Annotated in this window: 16 protein-coding genes, 2 tRNA genes, 1 other RNA gene and 1 pseudogene; 7 read left to right on the top strand and 13 right to left on the bottom strand. The window is 23.8% G+C overall.

All coding sequences use genetic code 11. From position 1 onward, the window contains the following. The first annotated feature begins 214 nt into the window (after nucleotides 1-214). From rsmI to glk, 3 genes and pseudogenes are all read left to right on the top strand, one after another. Nucleotides 215-1092 (top strand): annotated as a pseudogene (rsmI, locus tag WEOB_RS00100) (16S rRNA (cytidine(1402)-2'-O)-methyltransferase). 31 nt (nucleotides 1093-1123) lie between these two features. Continuing rightward, an RNA gene (rnpB, locus tag WEOB_RS00095) (RNase P RNA component class A) lies at nucleotides 1124-1510 on the top strand. Between the two features lie 696 nt (nucleotides 1511-2206). Next, on the top strand, nucleotides 2207-3172 hold the full coding sequence (gene glk / locus WEOB_RS00090; RefSeq protein ID WP_281263897.1) for a glucokinase: 966 nt from the start codon (nucleotides 2207-2209) through the stop codon (nucleotides 3170-3172). 135 nt (nucleotides 3173-3307) lie between these two features. On the opposite strand, the gene lgt is transcribed toward glk, so the two are convergent. The 3 genes from lgt to WEOB_RS00075 form a co-directional block, all read right to left on the bottom strand. Next, nucleotides 3308-4162 (bottom strand): prolipoprotein diacylglyceryl transferase, encoded by an 855-nt coding sequence (lgt, locus tag WEOB_RS00085; RefSeq protein ID WP_281263896.1) that lies wholly within the window; start codon nucleotides 4160-4162, stop codon nucleotides 3308-3310. 465 nt (nucleotides 4163-4627) lie between these two features. Next, complete coding sequence (locus tag WEOB_RS00080) at nucleotides 4628-5122, bottom strand: RNA pyrophosphohydrolase (RefSeq protein ID WP_281263895.1); 495 nt, start codon at nucleotides 5120-5122, stop codon at nucleotides 4628-4630. 548 nt (nucleotides 5123-5670) lie between these two features. Next, nucleotides 5671-6903, bottom strand: a complete 1233-nt coding sequence (locus WEOB_RS00075; protein ID WP_281263894.1) for an Nramp family divalent metal transporter — start codon at nucleotides 6901-6903, stop codon at nucleotides 5671-5673. A 260-nt stretch (nucleotides 6904-7163) separates the two neighbouring features. Between WEOB_RS00075 and WEOB_RS00070 the strand changes: the two genes are divergently transcribed. Then, nucleotides 7164-8354, top strand: coding sequence for a NupC/NupG family nucleoside CNT transporter (locus WEOB_RS00070; protein WP_281263893.1), 1191 nt, complete (start codon nucleotides 7164-7166; stop codon nucleotides 8352-8354). Nucleotides 8355-8412: 58 nt separating this feature from the next. Here WEOB_RS00070 and gltX read toward each other — a convergent pair whose 3' ends face one another. Next, a complete protein-coding gene (gltX, locus tag WEOB_RS00065) occupies nucleotides 8413-9822 on the bottom strand; it encodes a glutamate--tRNA ligase (protein ID WP_281263892.1) in 1410 nt (469 codons plus the stop codon). A 216-nt stretch (nucleotides 9823-10038) separates the two neighbouring features. On the opposite strand from gltX, the gene WEOB_RS00060 reads away from it, so the two are divergent. From WEOB_RS00060 to WEOB_RS00050, 3 genes are all read left to right on the top strand, one after another. Then, nucleotides 10039-10111, top strand: a tRNA-Val gene (locus tag WEOB_RS00060). A 48-nt stretch (nucleotides 10112-10159) separates the two neighbouring features. After that, nucleotides 10160-10232: transfer RNA gene (locus WEOB_RS00055), tRNA-Lys, on the top strand. Between the two features lie 866 nt (nucleotides 10233-11098). Further along, nucleotides 11099-11569, top strand: coding sequence for a PTS sugar transporter subunit IIA (locus WEOB_RS00050; RefSeq protein WP_281263891.1), 471 nt, complete (start codon nucleotides 11099-11101; stop codon nucleotides 11567-11569). 843 nt (nucleotides 11570-12412) lie between these two features. Here WEOB_RS00050 and atpC read toward each other — a convergent pair. From atpC to mnmG, 9 genes are all read right to left on the bottom strand, one after another. Then, nucleotides 12413-12667: an ATP synthase F1 subunit epsilon gene (gene atpC / locus WEOB_RS00045; RefSeq protein ID WP_281263890.1), complete on the bottom strand. Its 255-nt coding sequence runs from the start codon at nucleotides 12665-12667 to the stop codon at nucleotides 12413-12415. 30 nt (nucleotides 12668-12697) lie between these two features. Then, entirely contained in the window at nucleotides 12698-14074 is a 1377-nt protein-coding gene (gene atpD, locus WEOB_RS00040) for a F0F1 ATP synthase subunit beta (RefSeq protein WP_281263889.1), read from the bottom strand. A 38-nt stretch (nucleotides 14075-14112) separates the two neighbouring features. Then, nucleotides 14113-14979, bottom strand: a complete 867-nt coding sequence (gene atpG, locus WEOB_RS00035) for an ATP synthase F1 subunit gamma (RefSeq protein WP_281263888.1) — start codon at nucleotides 14977-14979, stop codon at nucleotides 14113-14115. Nucleotides 14980-15021: 42 nt separating this feature from the next. After that, a complete protein-coding gene (atpA, locus tag WEOB_RS00030; protein ID WP_281263887.1) occupies nucleotides 15022-16572 on the bottom strand; it encodes a F0F1 ATP synthase subunit alpha in 1551 nt (516 codons plus the stop codon). A 38-nt stretch (nucleotides 16573-16610) separates the two neighbouring features. Next, nucleotides 16611-17144, bottom strand: coding sequence for a F0F1 ATP synthase subunit delta (locus WEOB_RS00025; protein WP_281263886.1), 534 nt, complete (start codon nucleotides 17142-17144; stop codon nucleotides 16611-16613). Nucleotides 17145-17168: 24 nt separating this feature from the next. Continuing rightward, nucleotides 17169-17639 carry a F0F1 ATP synthase subunit B gene (locus tag WEOB_RS00020; RefSeq protein WP_281263885.1) on the bottom strand — a complete coding sequence of 157 codons (471 nt, stop codon included), beginning with the start codon at nucleotides 17637-17639 and terminating at the stop codon, nucleotides 17169-17171. A gap of 181 nt (nucleotides 17640-17820) precedes the next feature. Continuing rightward, entirely contained in the window at nucleotides 17821-18060 is a 240-nt protein-coding gene (gene atpE / locus WEOB_RS00015) for a F0F1 ATP synthase subunit C (RefSeq protein ID WP_281263884.1), read from the bottom strand. 58 nt (nucleotides 18061-18118) lie between these two features. After that, nucleotides 18119-18943 carry a F0F1 ATP synthase subunit A gene (gene atpB, locus WEOB_RS00010; RefSeq protein ID WP_281263883.1) on the bottom strand — a complete coding sequence of 275 codons (825 nt, stop codon included), beginning with the start codon at nucleotides 18941-18943 and terminating at the stop codon, nucleotides 18119-18121. Nucleotides 18944-19252: 309 nt separating this feature from the next. After that, complete coding sequence (gene mnmG, locus WEOB_RS00005; RefSeq protein WP_281263882.1) at nucleotides 19253-21154, bottom strand: tRNA uridine-5-carboxymethylaminomethyl(34) synthesis enzyme MnmG; 1902 nt, start codon at nucleotides 21152-21154, stop codon at nucleotides 19253-19255. Between the last annotated feature and the right edge of the window lie 215 nt (nucleotides 21155-21369).

Below are 21369 nucleotides of genomic sequence, written 5' to 3'. Positions count from 1 at the left end.
AATAAGATTATCTATATGAGATATAATCTCTAACATTATATTCATGATTAATAAATATTTAAATAATATTCTCAAAATAATATAATACTGATTCAAATTACCCTTTTATTTACAAATAAACTTAATCAAATATATAAAATTTAACATTCTAGTAATATAATACTATTATCATAATAAATTCAATTTTACATATAATTTATAAAATATAAAAATTATGAAAAAAAATGCCAAATTACAAAACCCAAAATCTACATTATATGTAGTAGCTACACCTATTGGAAATTTTCAAGACATTACCAATAGAGCTATATTCATATTAAAAACCGTTGATATTATTGCCGCTGAAAATACTAAACATACAAATATATTATTAAAATACTTTTCTATAAAAAAAAAAAAATTATTTCCCTTACATAATTATAATGAAAAAAAAAAGCTCATAAATTAATAAAAAAACTTAATTCAGGAAAAAATGTAGCTTTAGTTTCAAATTCTGGAACTCCTCTTATTAATGACCCTGGATATTATCTAGTAAACCAATGCTACAAAAATAAAATTACCGTTTCACCATTACCAGGAGCTTGTGCAGCCATAGCAGCACTCTCTGCTTCTGGGCTACCGTCACACAATTTTTGCTACGAAGGATTCTTACCTAGAAAAAAAACATTAAGAATACAATATTTAATAAAATTAAAAAAAGAATCCAGAACTTTAATTTTATATGAATCATGTCATCGTTTATTAAAAACATTAAAAGATATAATGTTTGTTTTTGGGCCAAATCGTAATATCATATTAGCAAAAGAATTAACTAAAATTTGGGAAAAATTTTACAAAGAACCCATAAAAACATTACTAAAACGAGTAAAAAAAAATAAAGATTTACAAAAAGGAGAAATAGTTTTATTATTAGAGGGATATAATACAGAAAAAAAAGAAGAAGAAGAAAAGATTCTATCCAAAGCACTACGTGCAATTTCTATTCTAAAGAAAGAATTATCTTTAAACAAATCCACAAGACTAGCAGGAAAAATTTTTAATATAAAAAAAAACATACTTTATAAAAAATTTATAAACTTTATACATTCATAACATATATAAAATCCAAATATACATATTTTAAAGAGTTAGCTAAGACAGTCGCTCTTTTTTTTGAAAAATAAACTACACGAAAAATAAAGAGAGGAAAGTCCGGGCTCCACAGGGCGATGGTGCCAGATAACATCTGGGAAGTGTAAACTTACGACAAGTGCAACAGAAAATAAACCGCCAAAATATTATTTTAATAAAATAATTACAGGTAAGGGTGAAAAGGCGTGGTAAAAGCACACCGTACTTCTGGAAACAGAACGTAGCAATGTAAACTCCACCTGGAGCAAGGCTAAATCAGGAACAATATTTTAAAGTCCAAATCAATATCCTAGGTAAGCCGCTGGAATTAATATGCGAATATTAATCTTAGATTAATGACTGTCCTTGACAGAACCCGGCTTAACAGCTAACTCTAAAATTTTTATATTCAAATTCTAATAAATTTGTTTAAATATAATAAAAAATTTTAATTATTTAAACAAATAATCAAATAAGTTCACTTATTATCAATTTTATAAAGCATATGAAAATTTTTTCGATTTTGTATAAATCAAGAAAAACTAAACATTAAAATATATCAAAACATAATTAAAAATTAATCTACAAATTTCTCTATAAAATCAATATGTTATACAACACACATATATGTTGAAAAAATTCCAAATTTAACCAAAATATTTGCAAAAAAACAATAAATATACCAAATTCTAAAATTAATCTTTTAATTCTTTATTATATGATAACTATATTAATTTGAATTTTAACTACAATAAAGTATAATAAACAATAAAATCATTACTAAATAAACAAAAATAATTTTACAAAAATTTTGTATCAAAATTTTACATAACTAAATATAAATTTAAATTAATAAAATTAAAAACATATTTACAGGATTAATAAAATCAATCTAAAATATAAAAATAATAATTAATACAAATAATTAGTTAAATAAATAATATTTTATATTAAACTTACATAAAAATTATATTTAAAATATCAATATAAACACCACTTATACTCACAACAATATATTAAAATAAATACAAATTTAAATAAAATCTTCTTATAAAATTTCACAAATATATTTAATACATAATAAGTGGAGCGAAAAATGAAAACTTATGTTCTAGTAGGAGATATTGGAGGAACTAATATCAGACTAGCACTGTGCAATATATATACTGGAAATATTTATAAAATTTCTATTTATTCTGGAAAAGATTATAAGAACCCAGAAGAAACCATTTTTAATTATTTAAAAAATCAAAAAATAAAAATAAAAATGGCGTGTATTGCAATTGCTTGTCCAATTACAGAAGATTGGATAGCTATGACTAATCATTCATGGAAATTTTCTATTAAAAATATGAAATCCAATCTTAAATTGGACATACTAGAAATCATAAATGACTTTACCGCAATATCTATGGCTATACCTATGTTAAATAAACAAGATATCATTCAATTTGGTGGAAATAATGCAATAAAAGGAAAACCTATAGCAATTTATGGAGCAGGAACAGGGTTAGGAGTTAGTCATTTAATAAATATTAATAATAAATGGGTTAGTATTCCAGGAGAAGGAGGACATGTAGATTTTGCTTCAAGTAGCAAAGAAGAAGACAATATTCTTTCTATATTACGAGAAGAATTCGGACGAGTTTCAGCAGAACGTGTTTTATCTGGTCCAGGATTAGTAAATATTTACAAAGCTATTGTAAAATCTGAAGGAAGATCACCAATAAATCTTTTACCAAAACAAATTACGTATAAAGCAATACAAAAAACATGCTTTGACAGCATACGAACATTAACTTTATTTTGTACATTAATGGGAAGATTTGGGGGGAATCTAGCTTTAAATATGGGTACTTTTGGAGGCGTGTATATAGCTGGAGGGATTATTCCAAAATTTCTAAAATTTTTTTATAAATCTAATTTTAGGCGCGCGTTCGAGGACAAGGGACGTTTTAAAAAATATCTAGAAAATATTCCCGTATATTTAATCAAACATAAACAACCCGGCTTATTAGGAGCAGGTACTCATATACGACAAATTATGGGATATAAAATATAAAATTTTTTACATTATTTTCAAAAAATAAAAATAAAAATTCTATTAAAATTAAGTATTTAACTACAGATGTTATTTCTCAAAAACAAAAATTACTTTATAAATTAAACAAAATATTTATAAAAATAATATTTAATTTTATAAAATTCTTCTTAATGGATAATATGACCAAATCATAATTATTACTCCAAAAAAAACCATAGGAAAAGACAAAATTTGCCCCATGCTAAAATCATTATATAAATAATCAGGTTCTCTATAAAACTCAACAAATATACGAAAAACACCATAAATAATTAAAAACAAACCAGAAACACTTCCTACAGGTCTAATTTTCCTGATAAAAATATTTAATATAATAAACAACAATACTCCTTCAAAAAATAATTCATATAACTGAGAAGGATGTCTCGGAAACATACCATAATATTTAAAAAATTCATTTAACTCAGGGTGTAAATACAAAAATTTAATATCAGAATTTAGAGAACTTGGAAAAAACATTGCTAATGAATTATTAATACTAACCTTACCCCATAACTCCCCATTAATAAAATTACCTAATCTTCCCACCCCTAAACCAAATGGTACTATAGGAGATAGTAAATCGGTAAAATAAAAAAAACAACATTTTTTTCTAAAAGAAAAACAAAATATTACAACAATAACACCCAACAAACCGCCATGAAATGACATACCTCCATTCCATATTTTAAAAATATATGAAGGGTTAGAACAAAAAAATGAAAAATTATAAAACAATACATAACCAATACGACCCCCTACAACCATACCTATAAAACAAATATAAATTAAATTTGTAATTTTTTCTTTAGAAAATTTTGTACTATAAAAAAAATATTTAATCCGTTTTTTTACTAACCATTGAGTAAAAATAAAACTAATCAAATACATTAAACTATACCAACGAAAAGATATATCGTAAAAAGAAAAAAATACTGGATCAAATAACGGAAAAATAAAATAATACATTATAATACCAAAATTAAAATTATATCAAATTGAATAATATTCACACTATAAAACAGTATGTAAAATACATATAAATACTTAATTTGTAATTCTAAAATGAAAATTTCATTTAAACAAACATATGTTATTTATATAATTCAAAAAAATATACAAATTAAAATTAAATATTACATAAATTTTATACAATTTATATAATTATTAAACATAAAAATATTTATAAAAATCAATTTCTTATATTCAAAATATTCAAAATAATAAAACAAATATCCAAAAACCTTAATCTCCAAAAATACTTTCAAAAAAAATCTTAAAATTTAAACAACTATTTTAATAAACTTATTTAAATAAAGTAACATCAATACACTAAACAATATTTATATACAAAATTTTTCCTTCTATATACATTTTAACCAAATATTGTAAATTTTTAAATAAAATACCAAAAAACAAATCAATAAATTTAAATTATTCAACAAAATTATTTATATAAAATCTAGAAAATTTTTTTAAAACTTTTCTGTAAACATTTCTTTTGAAAAAAATAATTTTTCTAATCGGATACCAAAAACTAACCCAACGCCATTTATCAAATTCTATAAAATTATTACATTTAATATTAATATTTTTGTCCGAAACAACAAGTTGTAAAAAAAACCATTTTTGTTTTTGTCCAATATACATCATAAAATTATTATTTGATTTCATAAATTCTTTTGGAATATCATAACGTAACCAATGTTTTGTCTGCATCAATATACAAACATCTTTTTCTTTCAATCCAACCTCCTCAAACAATTCCCTATACATCGCTTCACAAACAGTTTCTTGGTTATTAATACCCCCTTGGGGAAACTGCCAAGAATTTTTTTTACATCTTTTAGCCAATAATACCTTTCCACTTAAATTTCTAATCACCATACCAACATTAGCGCGATATCCATCAAATTTTTTTTGAATCATAATATACTCTTCACTACATTAATTATACAAAATACCCGATTCTAAATTTAATTCTTTTATATAAAACTAAAAATATAACTATTAACAAATCAATATCAAAAAAAATAATTCACAATTTAAATTCAATATTATTGTATCCAAATATTAATATCTAAAATAAAATTAATTTGTAATATTTTAAATAAAATATAAAAAATTCCTACAAATATACTGTATTAAAAAACATTTCTATAAAATACTTACTCATCTATAAATTCTTAAAAATAATTTTACTAAACTCATTAATAAAAATTTTTAATAATTTATAAAAAATCGAAATTAACTTATGTTAAGTTAATTTCAATAACAAAATTGTTCAAAACATATTTTATATAAACTTATAAAATTTAATATAGACAATTTATACATACATATAAATCAAAATAATAAAATCTAAATTCATCCTTAATCGTTATTTTAACAAAAATTAACTTAATAAAACATAGATAAATATAAAAATATTTTATTTAAAATAAACTATATAAATATTTAAATAACCAAAATTACTTTCATTCCAAAGCAGTTTTAATCAATAAATAAATATTTAATTTAATTACAATTACAACAATAGTCCAGCCTAATATTTTAATTGTCGTAGTATTTACCATTTCTTTCATTAAAAAACGATTACTAGTAAACATAAGTAATGGAATTAAAACTAAAGCAATACCAAAACTAAGAAGCATTTGACTCATAATAAGAATACGAGTTGGATTTAAACCAAGTAAAATTACTATAAAAGATGGAAGTATTGTAATTATTCGTCTTAAAAAAAGAGGAATATAAAATCGAATAAACCCTTGCATAACCACTTGCCCGGCCATAGTTCCAACAACTGTAGAAGAAAGACCTGAAGCTATCAAACTTAATCCAAATACTGTTGCAGCGGTATGATTTAACAATGGAGACAATGTTAAATAAGCTTCATCTAAATCAGCAATATTAGTGTGTCCATTAAAATGAAACGTAGAAGCAGCCGTTGCCATCATAGCCAAATTAACAAAGCTTGCTATTGTCATAGCAATAGCAACATCTAATTTTGTAGATGCATATTGTTCTCCACGTGTTCCGCTATTTTTTTGTGTTAAAAAAGAATGTAAATAAATCACATGCGGCATAATTGTCGCTCCTAAAATACCAGAAGCTAAAAATATTGCTTCATTATTAGGAAGTATAGGAAAAATAATACCAATACTTAATTTATATAAATCAGGCTTCGAATAACACAACTCTATAATATAAGCTAAAGCAACAAATAATAACAAACTTCCTACAACTAATTCTAAAGGCTTTTGTCCATAATTTTGCAACATTAAAATTAAAAAAGTAAAAATACCAGTAATAATTGCTCCCTGCATTAATGACACCCCTAATAACATTTTAAATCCGATAGCAGCTCCAATAAATTCTGCTAAATCAGTTGCCATTGCAATAATTTCCGCTTGCACCCAATATATCCAAACTATTGGTTTAGGAAAACAATCTCGTATATGTTCAGCTAAATTTTTACCAGTAGCAATTCCCAATTTAGCAGATAATAATTGAATAATTGTTGCCATAATATTTGCCCAAGTTACCACCCACAATAATTTATAACCAAAATTCGCTCCAGCTTGAATATTAGTAGCAAAATTTCCAGGATCAATATAACCAATAGCTGCAATAAAAGCTGGTCCAAGTAAAGAAAACTTTATTCTTTTTTTTATTTTATTAAAATTATTTGTTAATTGTTCATTTACCATATAATAATCCTATCTATTAAATAATTTCTAAATTAAAAAATTTTAAATATAATTAATCCTAAAAAACCTAAAAACAAATATTAACAATTAAACATATTAAATTTTATAGTATCTATTAATTTTAATCTAAGATATCATTTCTTTATGAATTTTACTACGTAAAATACCTATTAAATTTTATTTAAAAATTATGTCATATAACTCTAAACAATATTTTTTACAAAAACAAATTTACAACTTATTCAATAAAGAGGAAATTTATGTTTCATATTTTTCATTTCATATTATCACTTACACTTATAATAATTCTATCAATGTTAGCAAATAAAAATTATAAAAAAATTAGAATTCGTTTCATTATTCAAACATTATTTGTAGAAATTCTGTTAGCTAATTTTCTTTTAAACTCAAAAACAGGATTAATTTCTATAAAATTTTTTTCTTCTTTCTTCGACAAATTATTAGAATTTTCTTCTGAAGGAACAGAATTTATATTTGGAAATATGAACAAACAAAATTTAGCATTTTTCTTTTTAAATATACTCTGTCCAATTATCTTTATTTCTTCTATAATTGGAATTCTTCAATACATTCGTTTACTTCCATTTTTGATTTTTATTATAGGAACTATTTTATCAAAAATTAATGGAATGGGAAAATTAGAATCTTTTAACGCTATCAGTACATTAATGTTAGGACAATCAGAAAATTTTATTATTTATAAAGATAAAATTACAAAAATAACAAAAAAACAAATATTTACCATATCCGCAACAGCTATGTCTACTACTTCTATGTCCATTATCAATTCTTATATGTCAATTTTATCCCCAAAATATGTAATAACTGCATTAATACTCAATATGTTCAGTACATTTGTTATACTATCATTACTAAATCCATATGAAACATACAAAAAAGAATCATTAACAATATATAATATATGTACAAAAAAAAGTTTCTTTGAAATAATAGGAGAACATATTTTAATAGGGTGTAAAATAACAATGATTGTAGCAGCAATGTTAATCGCATTTATTCCATTAATATCTGCAATAAACACAATTTTTAATACAATATTTGGTATCAGTTTTCAAAATATATTAGGATATATTTTTTTTCCCATTGCTTGGTCCCTAGGAATACCTAAAACAGAAATTTTCCAAGTAAGTTCTATAATGGCAACAAAATTAATATCAAATGAATTTATAGCAATGATTGATTTGCAAAAAATATCCCATAATCTATCACCTCGTTCTATAGCAATCTTATCAGTATTTTTAGTTTCATTTTCTAACTTTTCATCAATAGGAATAATTTCAGGAGCTATAAAAGCATTAAATAAAAAACAAGGAGAAATAGTATCAAAATATGGATTTAAACTTATTTATAGCTCTACTTTGGTTAGTGTACTTTCTTCTGCTATTACGGGATTGATTTATTCAACCTAAACATTCTACAAATTAATTTTTAAAATAAAATTTTTTTAAATTTAATTTAAAATAATATTCATTGTATGAGCTCTAAAACCATATTAATTCTTTTAACAGAATTTTTCCTACCAATAATATAAATAATTAATGAAATATTTGGAGAACATTCCATTGAAGTAATTGCTACGCGAACAGGCATATTAATTTCATTAATTTTAACATTTAATTCTTTTGCTGTTTCATTTAAAGCTAAACTAATTTCTTCTTTTGTCCATTTTTTAATACAATTTAATTTTTCAGATACTATTTTCAATGATTTTTTTGTAGTTTTAGATAAATATTTTTTAATTAAATTAGAATTGATATATTCAGTATCTTGGTAAAAATAACGAAAATTAATTGCCATATCTTTTAATGTATAAAATCGATCACAAAAAATATTTACTAAATCTACTATTTTGGGATAATTTTTAACAGAAATATTTTGTTTATCCATACACCATTTTAAATATGTAACAACTTTTTCTGCTGGAAGAGTTCTAATATAATATTTGTTTAACCACAAAAGCTTTTTTTTATTTAAAATACTAGAAGACTTATTAATACAATTTATATCAAACAATTGTATCATTTCTTCTATACTAAATATCTCTTGATTTTTATGTGACCAGCCCAAACGAATAAGATAATTTAATAACGCTTCTGGTAAAAAACCATCATCACGAAACTGCATAATTTGCATAGAATGACAACGTTTTGAAAGTTTCTTTTTATTATCACCAAATACTGTGGATAAATGAACATATTTTGGAATTGATGCATTTAAAGAATGAAAAATATTAATTTGTTTTGGAGTATTATTAATATGTTCTTCACCTCTGAAAACATGTGTAATACTCATATCAATATCATCAATAACAGAACAAAAATTATACGTTAATGATCCATCACTTCTTTTGATAATAAAATCGTCTAATTCTTGATTATTAAATTGAATAATTCCTCGAATTAAATCATAAAAAACAACTTTTCCTTTAATTGGATTACAAAAACGTACAACAAATAATGAATTATTTTCAACAACTTTTTTTCTTTTATTCATATTATAACGACAATAACCATCATAACGTGGTTTTTCTTTTTTTAATAATTGATTCTTTCTCAATTCATCTAAACGATTACGCGAACAATAACATTTATATGCATAACCATCTAATATCATTTTATCCAAAATAAAATTATAACGATCAAAACGTTCACTTTGAAAATAAGGTCTATCATCCCAACGTAAATTTAACCATATTAAACTTTCCATAATATTTTCTATTGCTTCTTTTTTTACACGTTTACAATCAGAATCATCTATTCGTAATATAAACTTTCCGTTTTTATTTTTAGCAAATAACCATGAATAAAGCGCGGTTCGAATATTACCTAAATGCAAAAATCCAGTAGGACTAGGAGAAAAACGAGTCTTAACATTCATAATTATACTTATATCCTTATTTTCTTTAATATTAAGAATACACAAATTTAATATAAAATTTTCACTTCTATCATTATAATATCATAAACATGATTTAGCTTAAATAAATTAAAATAATTAAATCTTATTTAAAAAAATATTTTATAACAGTTACAAAATATATATATTTATAAAGAACTTATTGACTCGTTAAATAAGTCATTTATAATAATTATTAGGTGATTAGCTCAATCGGGAGAGCGCCTCTTTTACAAGGAGGAGGGAGACGGTTCAATTCCGTCATCACCTATAAGTATTTTATATATAATTAATGATAACAAAATTAACAAATAATTTTGGGTCGTTAGCTCAGTAGGTAGAGCAGTTGACTTTTAATCAATTGGTCGCAGGTTCAAGTCCTGCACGACCCAAAACATAAACTTAAAAAAATTTTGTATAAATTTTTCTAAATTTTTACAATAAATTATATAAAATATGTAAACTAATGATTAAATTAAGCTTAGAAATTAATTTTTAAATTCAAATAAAATAAATATTCAAGCAACTTTTCGAAAATAATCCATTCTCTTAAAATTTTTCTAAATTTTATTTTACTTTTAACAAAACCTAATTTATAAAAATATATAAAATTTTACATAATAAAAATATTAAATTAAAAAAATAATTACGCATATCATAAATTAAAATATACAATCATATGAAACTATTATCAAATAGTTAAATATGTTGTTTAAATAAACAAAAAATAATTTTATTTAATAAAATAAACATCTTATATATAAAATATAAATTATCTTAAATAAAAATTTGTATATGTAAAAAATTTAAATTAATAATATAAAAATAAACTTAATACATACAAACATTAAATTAAATTTTTTCATAAGAAGAAATGAATTTTCTTAAAAATAAAATTTAATATAGAAAAAAATAAATTTATATGCTAGAATAACTTCTCTTTTGTAAAAATACGCTTTACTCTTAATATTATATTTATAATCCTATTATATAAAGTATAATTCTAATTATACAATATATTTTAAGACAATATTTATTATGTAAACTAAATTGCAAAAACTATTTTCAGAAACAAATTGTTATTCAATTTTTAATAAAAAATTTTTTCATCTTCAAATGTAAATTCACAACAAAATTAACAAATAATGACATTATCTAAAATCTAAATTATACAAAAATCAATATTATAAATTATATGTTACATATTAAATACAATATTTTACAAAATTCCAAAAAATTTTTTATGTATTCATAAATTATGAAAAAAAACAAATTCACAAAAATTGATTCAATTCTAAGTATTGAATGTACGAGAGGTAATGTATACTGTCAAAATAAAAAAAAAGCACTAGAAATTATTAGTGAAATAGCAGCAAAAAAATTAAAAATAACACCAAAAATTATATATAATGCTGTTGTAACCAGAGAAAAAATGGGGAGCACAGGAATAGGAAACGGAATAGCCATTCCGCATGGAACTATACAAATTAACATACCACAAGAAACAATAGGGGTGTTTATTAGACTTATACAACCAATTTTTTTTGATTCTATTGACAATCAACCCGTAGATTTATTATTTTCAATATTAATTTCAAAAAAAACACTTAATAGAAACTTATACAAGTTATCATTAATTGCACAACATTTAAGTAACAAAAAACTGTATCGTCTTTTGCGATGCACACATAACAACGAAAGATTATACAAAATAATCACTGAAAAATAGAATTTATAAACAAAACTTACATAATTAAATAATATTGATACTAATAAAAAAATATAAAACATTTAAAAAATTAAAACAAATTTATTTAAACTCTAAAAATAAAAACTCTAAAAACCACATTTTATACAAAAAATATTTTTATAATAAAATATTTAAATTTATTTTATTCAAAAAAATATTTAATCGAAATATATTTAAAATAAATTCTACAAAACAAACAATACTTAAAATAATATATTTGCTTACCTATAAACACATAAATTAATTGTTATTAATAATAAAAAAATTTATTTAACACATAATAAATTCAAAATAAATGATACAAACCTTCATCTATTAATAATTAAATTTAATATATAATAAATTTATACAAAAAAACCTTATATTTATATCATCTTAAATTATAAAATTGTTTCAGTTAAACATTTTACTCCCGTTTTAATTTTATTATACAAGTCTAAAACTTAATAAAATTTAATTTATGACATCTTTATAAATCATAATACATATTCTACGAAATAATTTACATAAAATTTCTTACAATATACACATAAAATATTAAAATTAAAATAATCCATAATATAAAAATTTACTTCTCTTTTGCAAGTTATTCATATAAAATTTTATAAAACACTATTGTTAATTTGATAATAAAATCAACACTATCTTTTTTGATAAAATCTATCAATAAAAATCAACTTTAATATTTTTAAAAATTTACAAATTAATCCTAATATTACAAGTAATTTAATAAAAAATAAATTAATATTCATTTAATTAAATTTTTTAAATATCGCTTTATTCTTTTAAATCTTACAAATTTCTCTTTATTAATTATTTTTATTAAATAGAAACTTCAGATAAAATTGTAACAACATCATTATACACTTCCAATATTCCACCAGTTAGATAAATATATTTTTTATCACCATTTTTTTGGACAAAAAATACTTTTCCAGATTTAACAAGAGTAAGAAAAGAAACATGTCTAGGAAAAATTTCTAAATTTCCATAAAAACCTGTAACTTGAATCTTTTGTACAAATCCAAAATAAATTCTTTTTTCAAGACTTATGATATTTAAAAAAAAAGTTCGCATTATATTATTTTCTTAAATAAATTTAACATTTTACACTTTGGTATTTTTCTTTAATTCATCAATAGAGCCTATCATATAAAATGATTGTTCAGGAAAATCATCATATTCACCATCAATAATACATTTAAAACCCCGAATTGTATCATTTAACGATACATATTTTCCAGAAATAGATGTAAAAACTTCTGAAACAAAAAAGGGTTGAGAAAAAAATTGTTGAATTTTTCTAGCACGAGAAACAATCATTTTATCTTCTTCAGATAATTCATCCATTCCCAAAATTGCTATTATATCTTTTAATTCTCGATAACGTTGTAGAATAGACTGTACTTTTTTCGCTACATCGTAATGATCTCTACCAACTATCTCTAAATTTAAATTACGACTACTAGATTCCAAAGGATCAACAGCTGGGTAAATTCCAACAGAAGCAATATTTCTACTCAAAACTATTGCTGCATCAAGATGTGTAAATGTTGTAACAGGAGAAGGATCAGTTAAATCATCAGCAGGAACATACACTGCTTGTACCGAGGTAATAGAACCATTTCGAGTAGAAACAATTCTCTCTTGCAAAATCCCCATTTCTTCCGATAATGTAGGTTGATATCCTACTGCAGAAGGTATACGACCCAAAATAGCAGATACTTCAGTACCAGCTAAAGTATAACGATAAATATTATCTATAAATAATAAAACATTTTGACCGTCATCCCTAAATTTTTCTGCCATAGTTAAAGCAGATAATGCAACTCGAAATCTATTTCCAGGAGGTTCATTCATTTGTCCATATACTAACGCAACTTTATCAATAACTTTAGAAGAAATCATTTCATAGTAAAAATCATTCCCTTCACGTGTTCTTTCCCCTACACCAGCAAAAACAGAATACCCAGAATGTTTTACTGCAATATTTCTAATTAATTCCATCATATTTACAGTTTTTCCTACACCAGCTCCTCCAAACAAACCAACTTTCCCCCCCTTAATAAACGGGCAAATTAAATCAATAACTTTAATACCAGTTTCTAAAATATCTTGTGAACTACTTAAATTTTCAAATTTAGGAGGAAATCTATGTATGGGCCATCTTTCTTTTTCACATAACTTCCCCTTCATATCAATTGGTTCCCCTAATACATTCATAACACGACCTAAAATAGCTTTTCCTACTGGAACTTCAATCATACGATCGAGATCTATTACTGATAATCCGCGGCATAACCCATCTGTGGGGCCCATAGAAATACAACGGACTACACCACCTCCAATATGTTGTTCTACTTCTAATATCAATTTAACATTACTTTGCACTTCTAGCGCGTTAAAAATATTTGGAACAGAATCTTGTTGGAATTCAACATCAATCACACTTCCTATAATTTGTACTATTTTTCCAACAACCATAATAACATCCTTTTATTTAAATAAAATTTAAATTACATTTACACTAAAGAAGCACCTGCAATAATTTCGGAAATTTCTGTCGTAACAGAATTCTGTCTAATTTTATTATAAATTAACTTTAATTCTTTCAATAAATTATCCCCGTTATCTGTTGCGGTTTTCATAGCAACCATACGAGAAGCTTGTTCACATATTAAATGTTCAATCATGCTAAAATAAACTTTTGTTTCTATATATTTAAATAATAAAACATTAAATAAAATTTCAAAATTTGGTTCATATAAATAATGCAAAAACGAATATTTTTTTATGCAATTTTTATCGAACACATCACATATAGGTAAAATTTGTATAATACTTGGATTTTGTAAAACAACACTAATAAATCTATTACTAACAATATATATTTTATTTAATTTTCCTTTTTCATATCTAGATAACATAATTTGTATCGAAGAATTTAATTTGGATAATTTAGGTTTATTTCCTATATCAACAACTTTAGAAATTATACGTACTCCATCAATATTTTTAAAAAAAGATGCACATTTATTCCCAAATAATAATAATTCTACCATTACACCCTTTTTATTCCAATTCACCACATCAAATATTAATTTTCTAAACAAATTAATATTAAAACTACCAACTAAACCATGATCAGTAAAAAAAACGAAATACCCAACACATTTCACTTTTTTTGTAATCATATAGGAATGGTTCAACGTATTATTTAACAACATACGTTGAACAATTTCGCATATTTTTTTTTCATATGGAGTAATAATTTTAACAAATTTCTGCAATTTTTTCATTTTAGATGCAGAAACCATCTCCATAACCTTAGTGACTTTTTTTACACGCTTAAACACAGAAATTTTATTATATATTTCTCTTTTTGTCATCTTGAATTTTATCTTCTTATATCTTAGTTAATAAATAATTTATTAAAAAAAATTATTAAAAATTTTTTCTTTAAAAGTATCACAAATTAATTTAAACATTTTATCAATATCACTATTATATATTCCGTTTTTATCAATTTTCTGCATAAATTGATTATATTCACAACAAGCGTATTCTACTAATTTTTTTTCAAAATATTTAATGTTCACTAAATCAACATCATCTAAATATCCATTTTCTAATACAAATAACACTATAGCTTGTTGAGATATAGACATAGGAGAATATTGTTCTTGTTTCAATAATTCAATAATTTTTTTACCGCGAATAAGCTGATTTTTTGTAACATCATCTAAATCAGAAGAAAATTGAGAAAATGATTCTATCTCTCTATATTGTGCTAATGAAGTACGTACTCCCTTAGAAAATTTTTTCATAATATGAGTTTGAGCAGAATTACCAACACGAGAAACAGATATACCAGGATTAATAGCAGGAAAAATACCAGAATTAAACAAACTGGATTCTAAAAAAATTTGTCCGTCAGTAATAGAAATAATATTTGTAGGGACAAATGAAGAAATATCTCCAGATTGAGTTTCAATTATAGGAATAGCAGTTAATGAACCAGTTTTATTTTTTATTTTTCCGTTAGTAAATTTCTCTACATACTTTTCATTAACACGAGAAGCTCTTTCTAATAAACGAGAATGTAAATAAAAAACATCCCCAGGATAAGCTTCACGCCCAGGTGGTCTACGTAAAAGCAAAGAAATTTGTCGATATGATACAGTTTGTTTAGAAAGATCATCATATACAATTAATGCATCTTCTCCTTTATTACGAAAATATTCTCCCATTGCGCAACCTGAGTATGGTGCTAAATATTGTAAAACAGCAGATTCAGAAGAAGAAGCAACCATTACAATGGTATTTCTTAATGCATCGTTTTCACGCAATTTATTTATATTATGAATAACAGAAGAAGCTTTTTGTCCAATAGAAACATAAATACATTTAACACCAGTATTTTTTTGATTAATAATAATATCAATTGCCAAAGAAGACTTTCCCGTTTGTCTATCCCCGATAATTAACTCTCTTTGTCCCAGACCAATAGGAACCATAATATCAATAGTTTTATATCCTGTGTGTAAAGGTTGATTAATATTTTTCCTTTCAATAACATTAGGAGATGTGTTTTCAACAATAGAAAAACTATCATGTTCTATTAATCCTTTTCCATCTATAGGAATACCTAGGGTATTAACCACCCGGCCAAGAAATTTATTACCAACAGGAACCTCCAAAACTCTACCAGTACACTTCACTGTCATTCCCTCTTTTAAGTCTAAATATGAACCCATAACAACCGCACCAACAAAATCTCGTTCCAAATTTAAAGCTAAAGCAAAACAATTATTAGGTAACAAAATCATCTCACTTTGCATAACTTTAGTTAAACCATGAATACGAATTATTCCATCACTAACTGATACAATAATTCCTTTATTACAAACATCTGAATCAATATTAAATTTAGAAATTTTACTTTTAATTATTTCACTAATTTCAATAGCACTTAGTTCCATATAAAATTTATACTCCTTAACGAAAATAAAACTAGACTTTAATATTGTAAAAAACTTTCTAAACATTTAATGCGATTAAATACACTATAATCTATAAAAAAATCTTCCCATTGAATAATGATACCAGAAATAATTGATTTATCTATTTTACAATTTAATAAAATTTTAGATAATAATTTTTTTTTCATAAAAAGTGTAATATTTCTTTTTTGTCTTTCTGTTAAAGGAAAGGCAGAAATAACTTTTACTTTTTTAATATTTTCATATTTTAATCGGAAAAAAATAAATTTTTTTAAAACATAAGGTAAAAGTAATAATCTATTATTTTCAGCCATAACTCGTATAAAATTTTTACCAAATATATTAAGATTAGAACCACACATATCAAGGAAAATATCTGTCAATCGTTTTGACGACATAAAATTCGGAAACAACAAAAAACGAATATTTGCATTTTGGCTAATTTGAGAAGAAAACTCCAACATAAATTGCCATTCTTTTACATTATTTTGTTCAACAGAAAGTTCAAATACTGCTTTTGCATAAGGAGCGGCTATCGTTATATTATGCATGTTATTTCAAAACACTTACAATATTCATAATGTAGAAATGATTTTATTTACAATTTTATTATCTTTATCTGTATCCATAGAGCATTGAATAACTTTTTCTGAAGCTAACATAACTAATGTTATTATTTTTTTACGTAATTCTTTTTCTACATATTTTTTTCTTAAATTAATTTTAGAATATGCTTCTTCAATTATTCTATTTTTTTTTATTTTTGCTTCAAATACAGCAGCATTTAATAATTTTAATTTATACTGACTAGCATTTTCAATAATCAATTTAGCTTCCAATTTAGCATTAATAATTTCTTTTTTTATTTTTTCCTTAGAAATTTTTAATTTCATTTTAGCTAATTTAATAGAAGTTAAATCATCAGAAATTTTTTTTTTCCTATCTTCAATCATTGATATTAAAGGAGGCCAAACATATTTCATACATAAAAAAACAAATATAATAAATGAAATAATTTGACCAAAAATTGTAGAATTAATACTCATATGCATTTTCCTAATAAAAAAATACGCTTATAAATTTAAATAAAACTTTAAAAAATTTCATTAAATCAATCAAAATATATACTCAACTTATTAAGGTTATCATGTTAAAGTAAACATACAATTTAAAATGTATTTTCCATTTTTTCAACTTTATCATAATATTATAAATTTTTATCAAAATTCATGAAATAGCAAATACCATATATAAACCAATAGATACTGCAATCATAGGAACAGCATCCACTAATCCCATAACAATAAAAAACTGTGTACGTAATTCAGGAATCAACTCTGGTTGTCTAGCTGCACCTTCTAAAAATTTTCCTCCTAACATTCCAATACCAATAGAAGCCCCTATAGCTGACAAACCCATAATTAAAGCAGCAGCTATATATAAAACATCTGTGTTTACATTTTCCATATAAAATCCTCCAAATAATATATCTTTAAAATTTTTATTTAATAAAATTTTCGTATATTCATTTTTTCGAAATTAATGTCATAGAAAGATATATAATAGTTAAAACCATAAAAATGAAAGATTGTAATACTATAACAAAAATATGAAACATAGCCCAAGGAACACTCAAAATCCATTGCAACCACCAAGGTAACAATCCAGATATTAAAATAAAGATTAATTCTCCAGAATACATATTTCCAAATAAACGAAGAGATAAAGAAATTGGTTTAGATAATAAACTAACAATTTCTAGAATAAAATTAATAGGAATAAAAATAAAATTATTAAATGGCTTAAATAACAAAGAAAAAACAAAATGTAAAACTCCTCTTTCTTTTATTGTGTAAAATAAAATAAGAAAAAATACACCTAGAGCCATTGACAAAGTAATATTAACATCAGAAGAAGGTAATATATGAAATGAAGGAAATTTAAAAATATTTTCAACAAAAAAAGGAAAAAGATCAATAGGTAACAAACTTATACAATTCATTAAAAACATCCAAACAAAAATTGTTAAAGATAACGGAGCAATTAACTTATTTTTTCCATGAAACATTTCTTTTACATTTTTATCAACAAATTCTACCACTAACTCAATAAAAATATGCAACTTTCCAGGAACACTTTTCGAACAAATTTTGCTAGAAAAATTATAAAAAGTTACAAAAAATACAACTCCAGCAATTATAGAAAAAAGCATAGAATCAATATTAACAACTTCAAATGAAAAAAAAGAAGCAGGTTCAGAAAACCTTAGAGTACAAACATTAAATCTTAGATGATTCAAATGATTATTAATATAACTTTTTAAATTACAAATTTCTTCAAATACAAACATAACTCTTCAAATAATCCTTGTAAAATATTAAAACATTATTTTTTGAAATAAAATAAAAACACAACTTTTGATAATTATTTAAATCAAATAAGAAAAAGCCTAAAATAGTATAAAAATTACAAAACCAAATCTAAAAATTCAAATATTTAATAATACATCAAAAAACTCTAAACTTAAAAATAATAAAACATATAAAATCTTAAAATTTAAAAAATAAAAAATATAAAATTAAAAATAAATTATATAAATAAAAAATAAAAGCTATTTTAAATTACGATAAATGCAAATACGGAATTCTAAACCAAAAATTTAAATATTGCAACCAATATCTTTCTTTTTTTTTAACCATGTCAATAAAATAATAATAGCGACAGGTGTTATACCAGAAATACGAGAAGCTTGACCAAGAGTATCTGGTTTATACTTATTTAATTTATAAACAACTTCGTTAGATAGCCCTGGTATCATAGAAAAATTTATGTTACTTGGAATAAGCAAATTTTCATTATGAGAACAATGAAATATTTCTCTTTTTTGACGAATAATATAGCCATAATATTTTGCATCTATTTCTATTTGCTCAGATACTTGTTTATCTGAAACGGAAGGGGAAAAATGCAATAAACTTGTAAGAAATTCATAATTTATTTCAGGAAAACGAAGCAATTCTTCTCCGTTAATCTTTTTTCTATGACTCAAGGAAGATTTTAACAAAAAACCAAGTTTTTTAAAATCTTCATTTTTTATATCACATCGTATCCAAATATTTCTTAATCTTTGTCGTTCACGTTCAATATTTTCCAATTTATTACAAAAAAAATTCCACCGAACATCATCTACGGTTCCTAATTTTCTACCAATCTCTGTTAAACGAATATCAGCATTATCTTCTCTTAATGATAAACGATATTCTGCTCGGGAAGTAAGCATACGATATGGCTCTTTTGTTCCTAAAGAGCACAAATCATCAACTAATACACCTAAATATGCTTGATCTCTTCTAGGAACCCAACTATCTCTCCCCATAGATAAACAAGCGGCATTTATTCCAGCTAGCATTCCTTGAGATGCTGCTTCTTCATAGCCACTAGTACCGTTAATCTGACCAGCAAAAAATAAACCTCGAAAAAATTTACTTTCTAGAGTTAGTTTAAGACCTCTGGGATCAATATAATCATATTCAACAATATAACCTGGACGAATAATATTTGCACTTTCTAAACCAGTTATAGAATGAATTATACTAATTTGTGTATCAAAAGGTAAGCTTGTTGAAATACCGTTTGGATAAATTTCATCATTGTTTAATCCTTCTGGTTCCAAAAAAATCTGATGAGAAATTTTATCTTTAAAACGAACAACTTTATCTTCTATAGATGGGCAATAACGAGGACCTATTCCTTGAATAATACCAGAGTACATTGGACTACGATATAAATTTTTTTGGATTATATCATGAGTGTTTTTATTAGTATACGTAATATGACAAGGGACTTGTTTAGGATGTAAATCTGCAGAATTTAAAAAAGAAAAAGTTGGAGTAGGATTATCTCCATAATCAATTTTTAATTTAGAAAAATCAATACTTTTTGCAGAAATACGTGGTGGTGTTCCAGTTTTAAACCTACGTATTTTAAATGGTAATTTATGAAAATAATTTGACAAAAAATTTGAGAAAACATTTTTTTTTTGCATAAATTCACAATGATGGATTCCAATGTAAATTTTTTCATTTAAAAAAGTACCAATAGTCAAAACAACCGAACTAGAAAAAAATTTCATTCCTATTTGAGTTATCACACCTGATATTTGATTACCCGAAATTATTAAATCTATTACTGATTGCTGCAAAATTACCAAGTTAGATTGTTTTGCTAACTCATAAAGAACTGCTTTTTTGTATATTTTTTTATCTACTTGTGCACGGGTTGCTCGTACAGCTGGTCCTTTACTAGAATTAAGCACTTTAAATTGAATCCCTGCAATATCTGCGATATGAGCCATAATACCACCCATAGCATCAATTTCTTTAACCAAATTACTTTTCCCCACACCCCCAATTGCTGGATTACACGGCATATGTCCAATTGTATCAATATCATATGTAAGTAATAAAGTACGACATCCAATTTTAGAAGCTGCCACTGCAGCTTCAATACCAGCATGCCCTCCTCCTACAACAATTACATCAAATTTTTCAGAATACAACATCTATTACATGCTCCAAAATGATTGTGAAATAAAAATAAAAAATATTCTTATCTAAGATATAAACTTTAATTTTCATAATTCAATTCGAATTCTATCTCTGACTTTACCTTTTCCTCATAGAATTGAACATAAATTAATAATATTTACATTTTTATAAAAAATCTTTTCCCCTTCTTTAAAAAAAAAAAAAAAAAAAAAAAAAAAAAAAAAAAAAA

Source organism: Candidatus Westeberhardia cardiocondylae (assembly GCA_001242845.1).
Lineage (GTDB): Bacteria > Pseudomonadota > Gammaproteobacteria > Enterobacterales > Enterobacteriaceae > Westeberhardia > Westeberhardia cardiocondylae.
The sequence above is the reverse complement of the archived record's forward strand: the minus strand, read 5'-3'. Positions and strand labels throughout refer to the sequence as shown.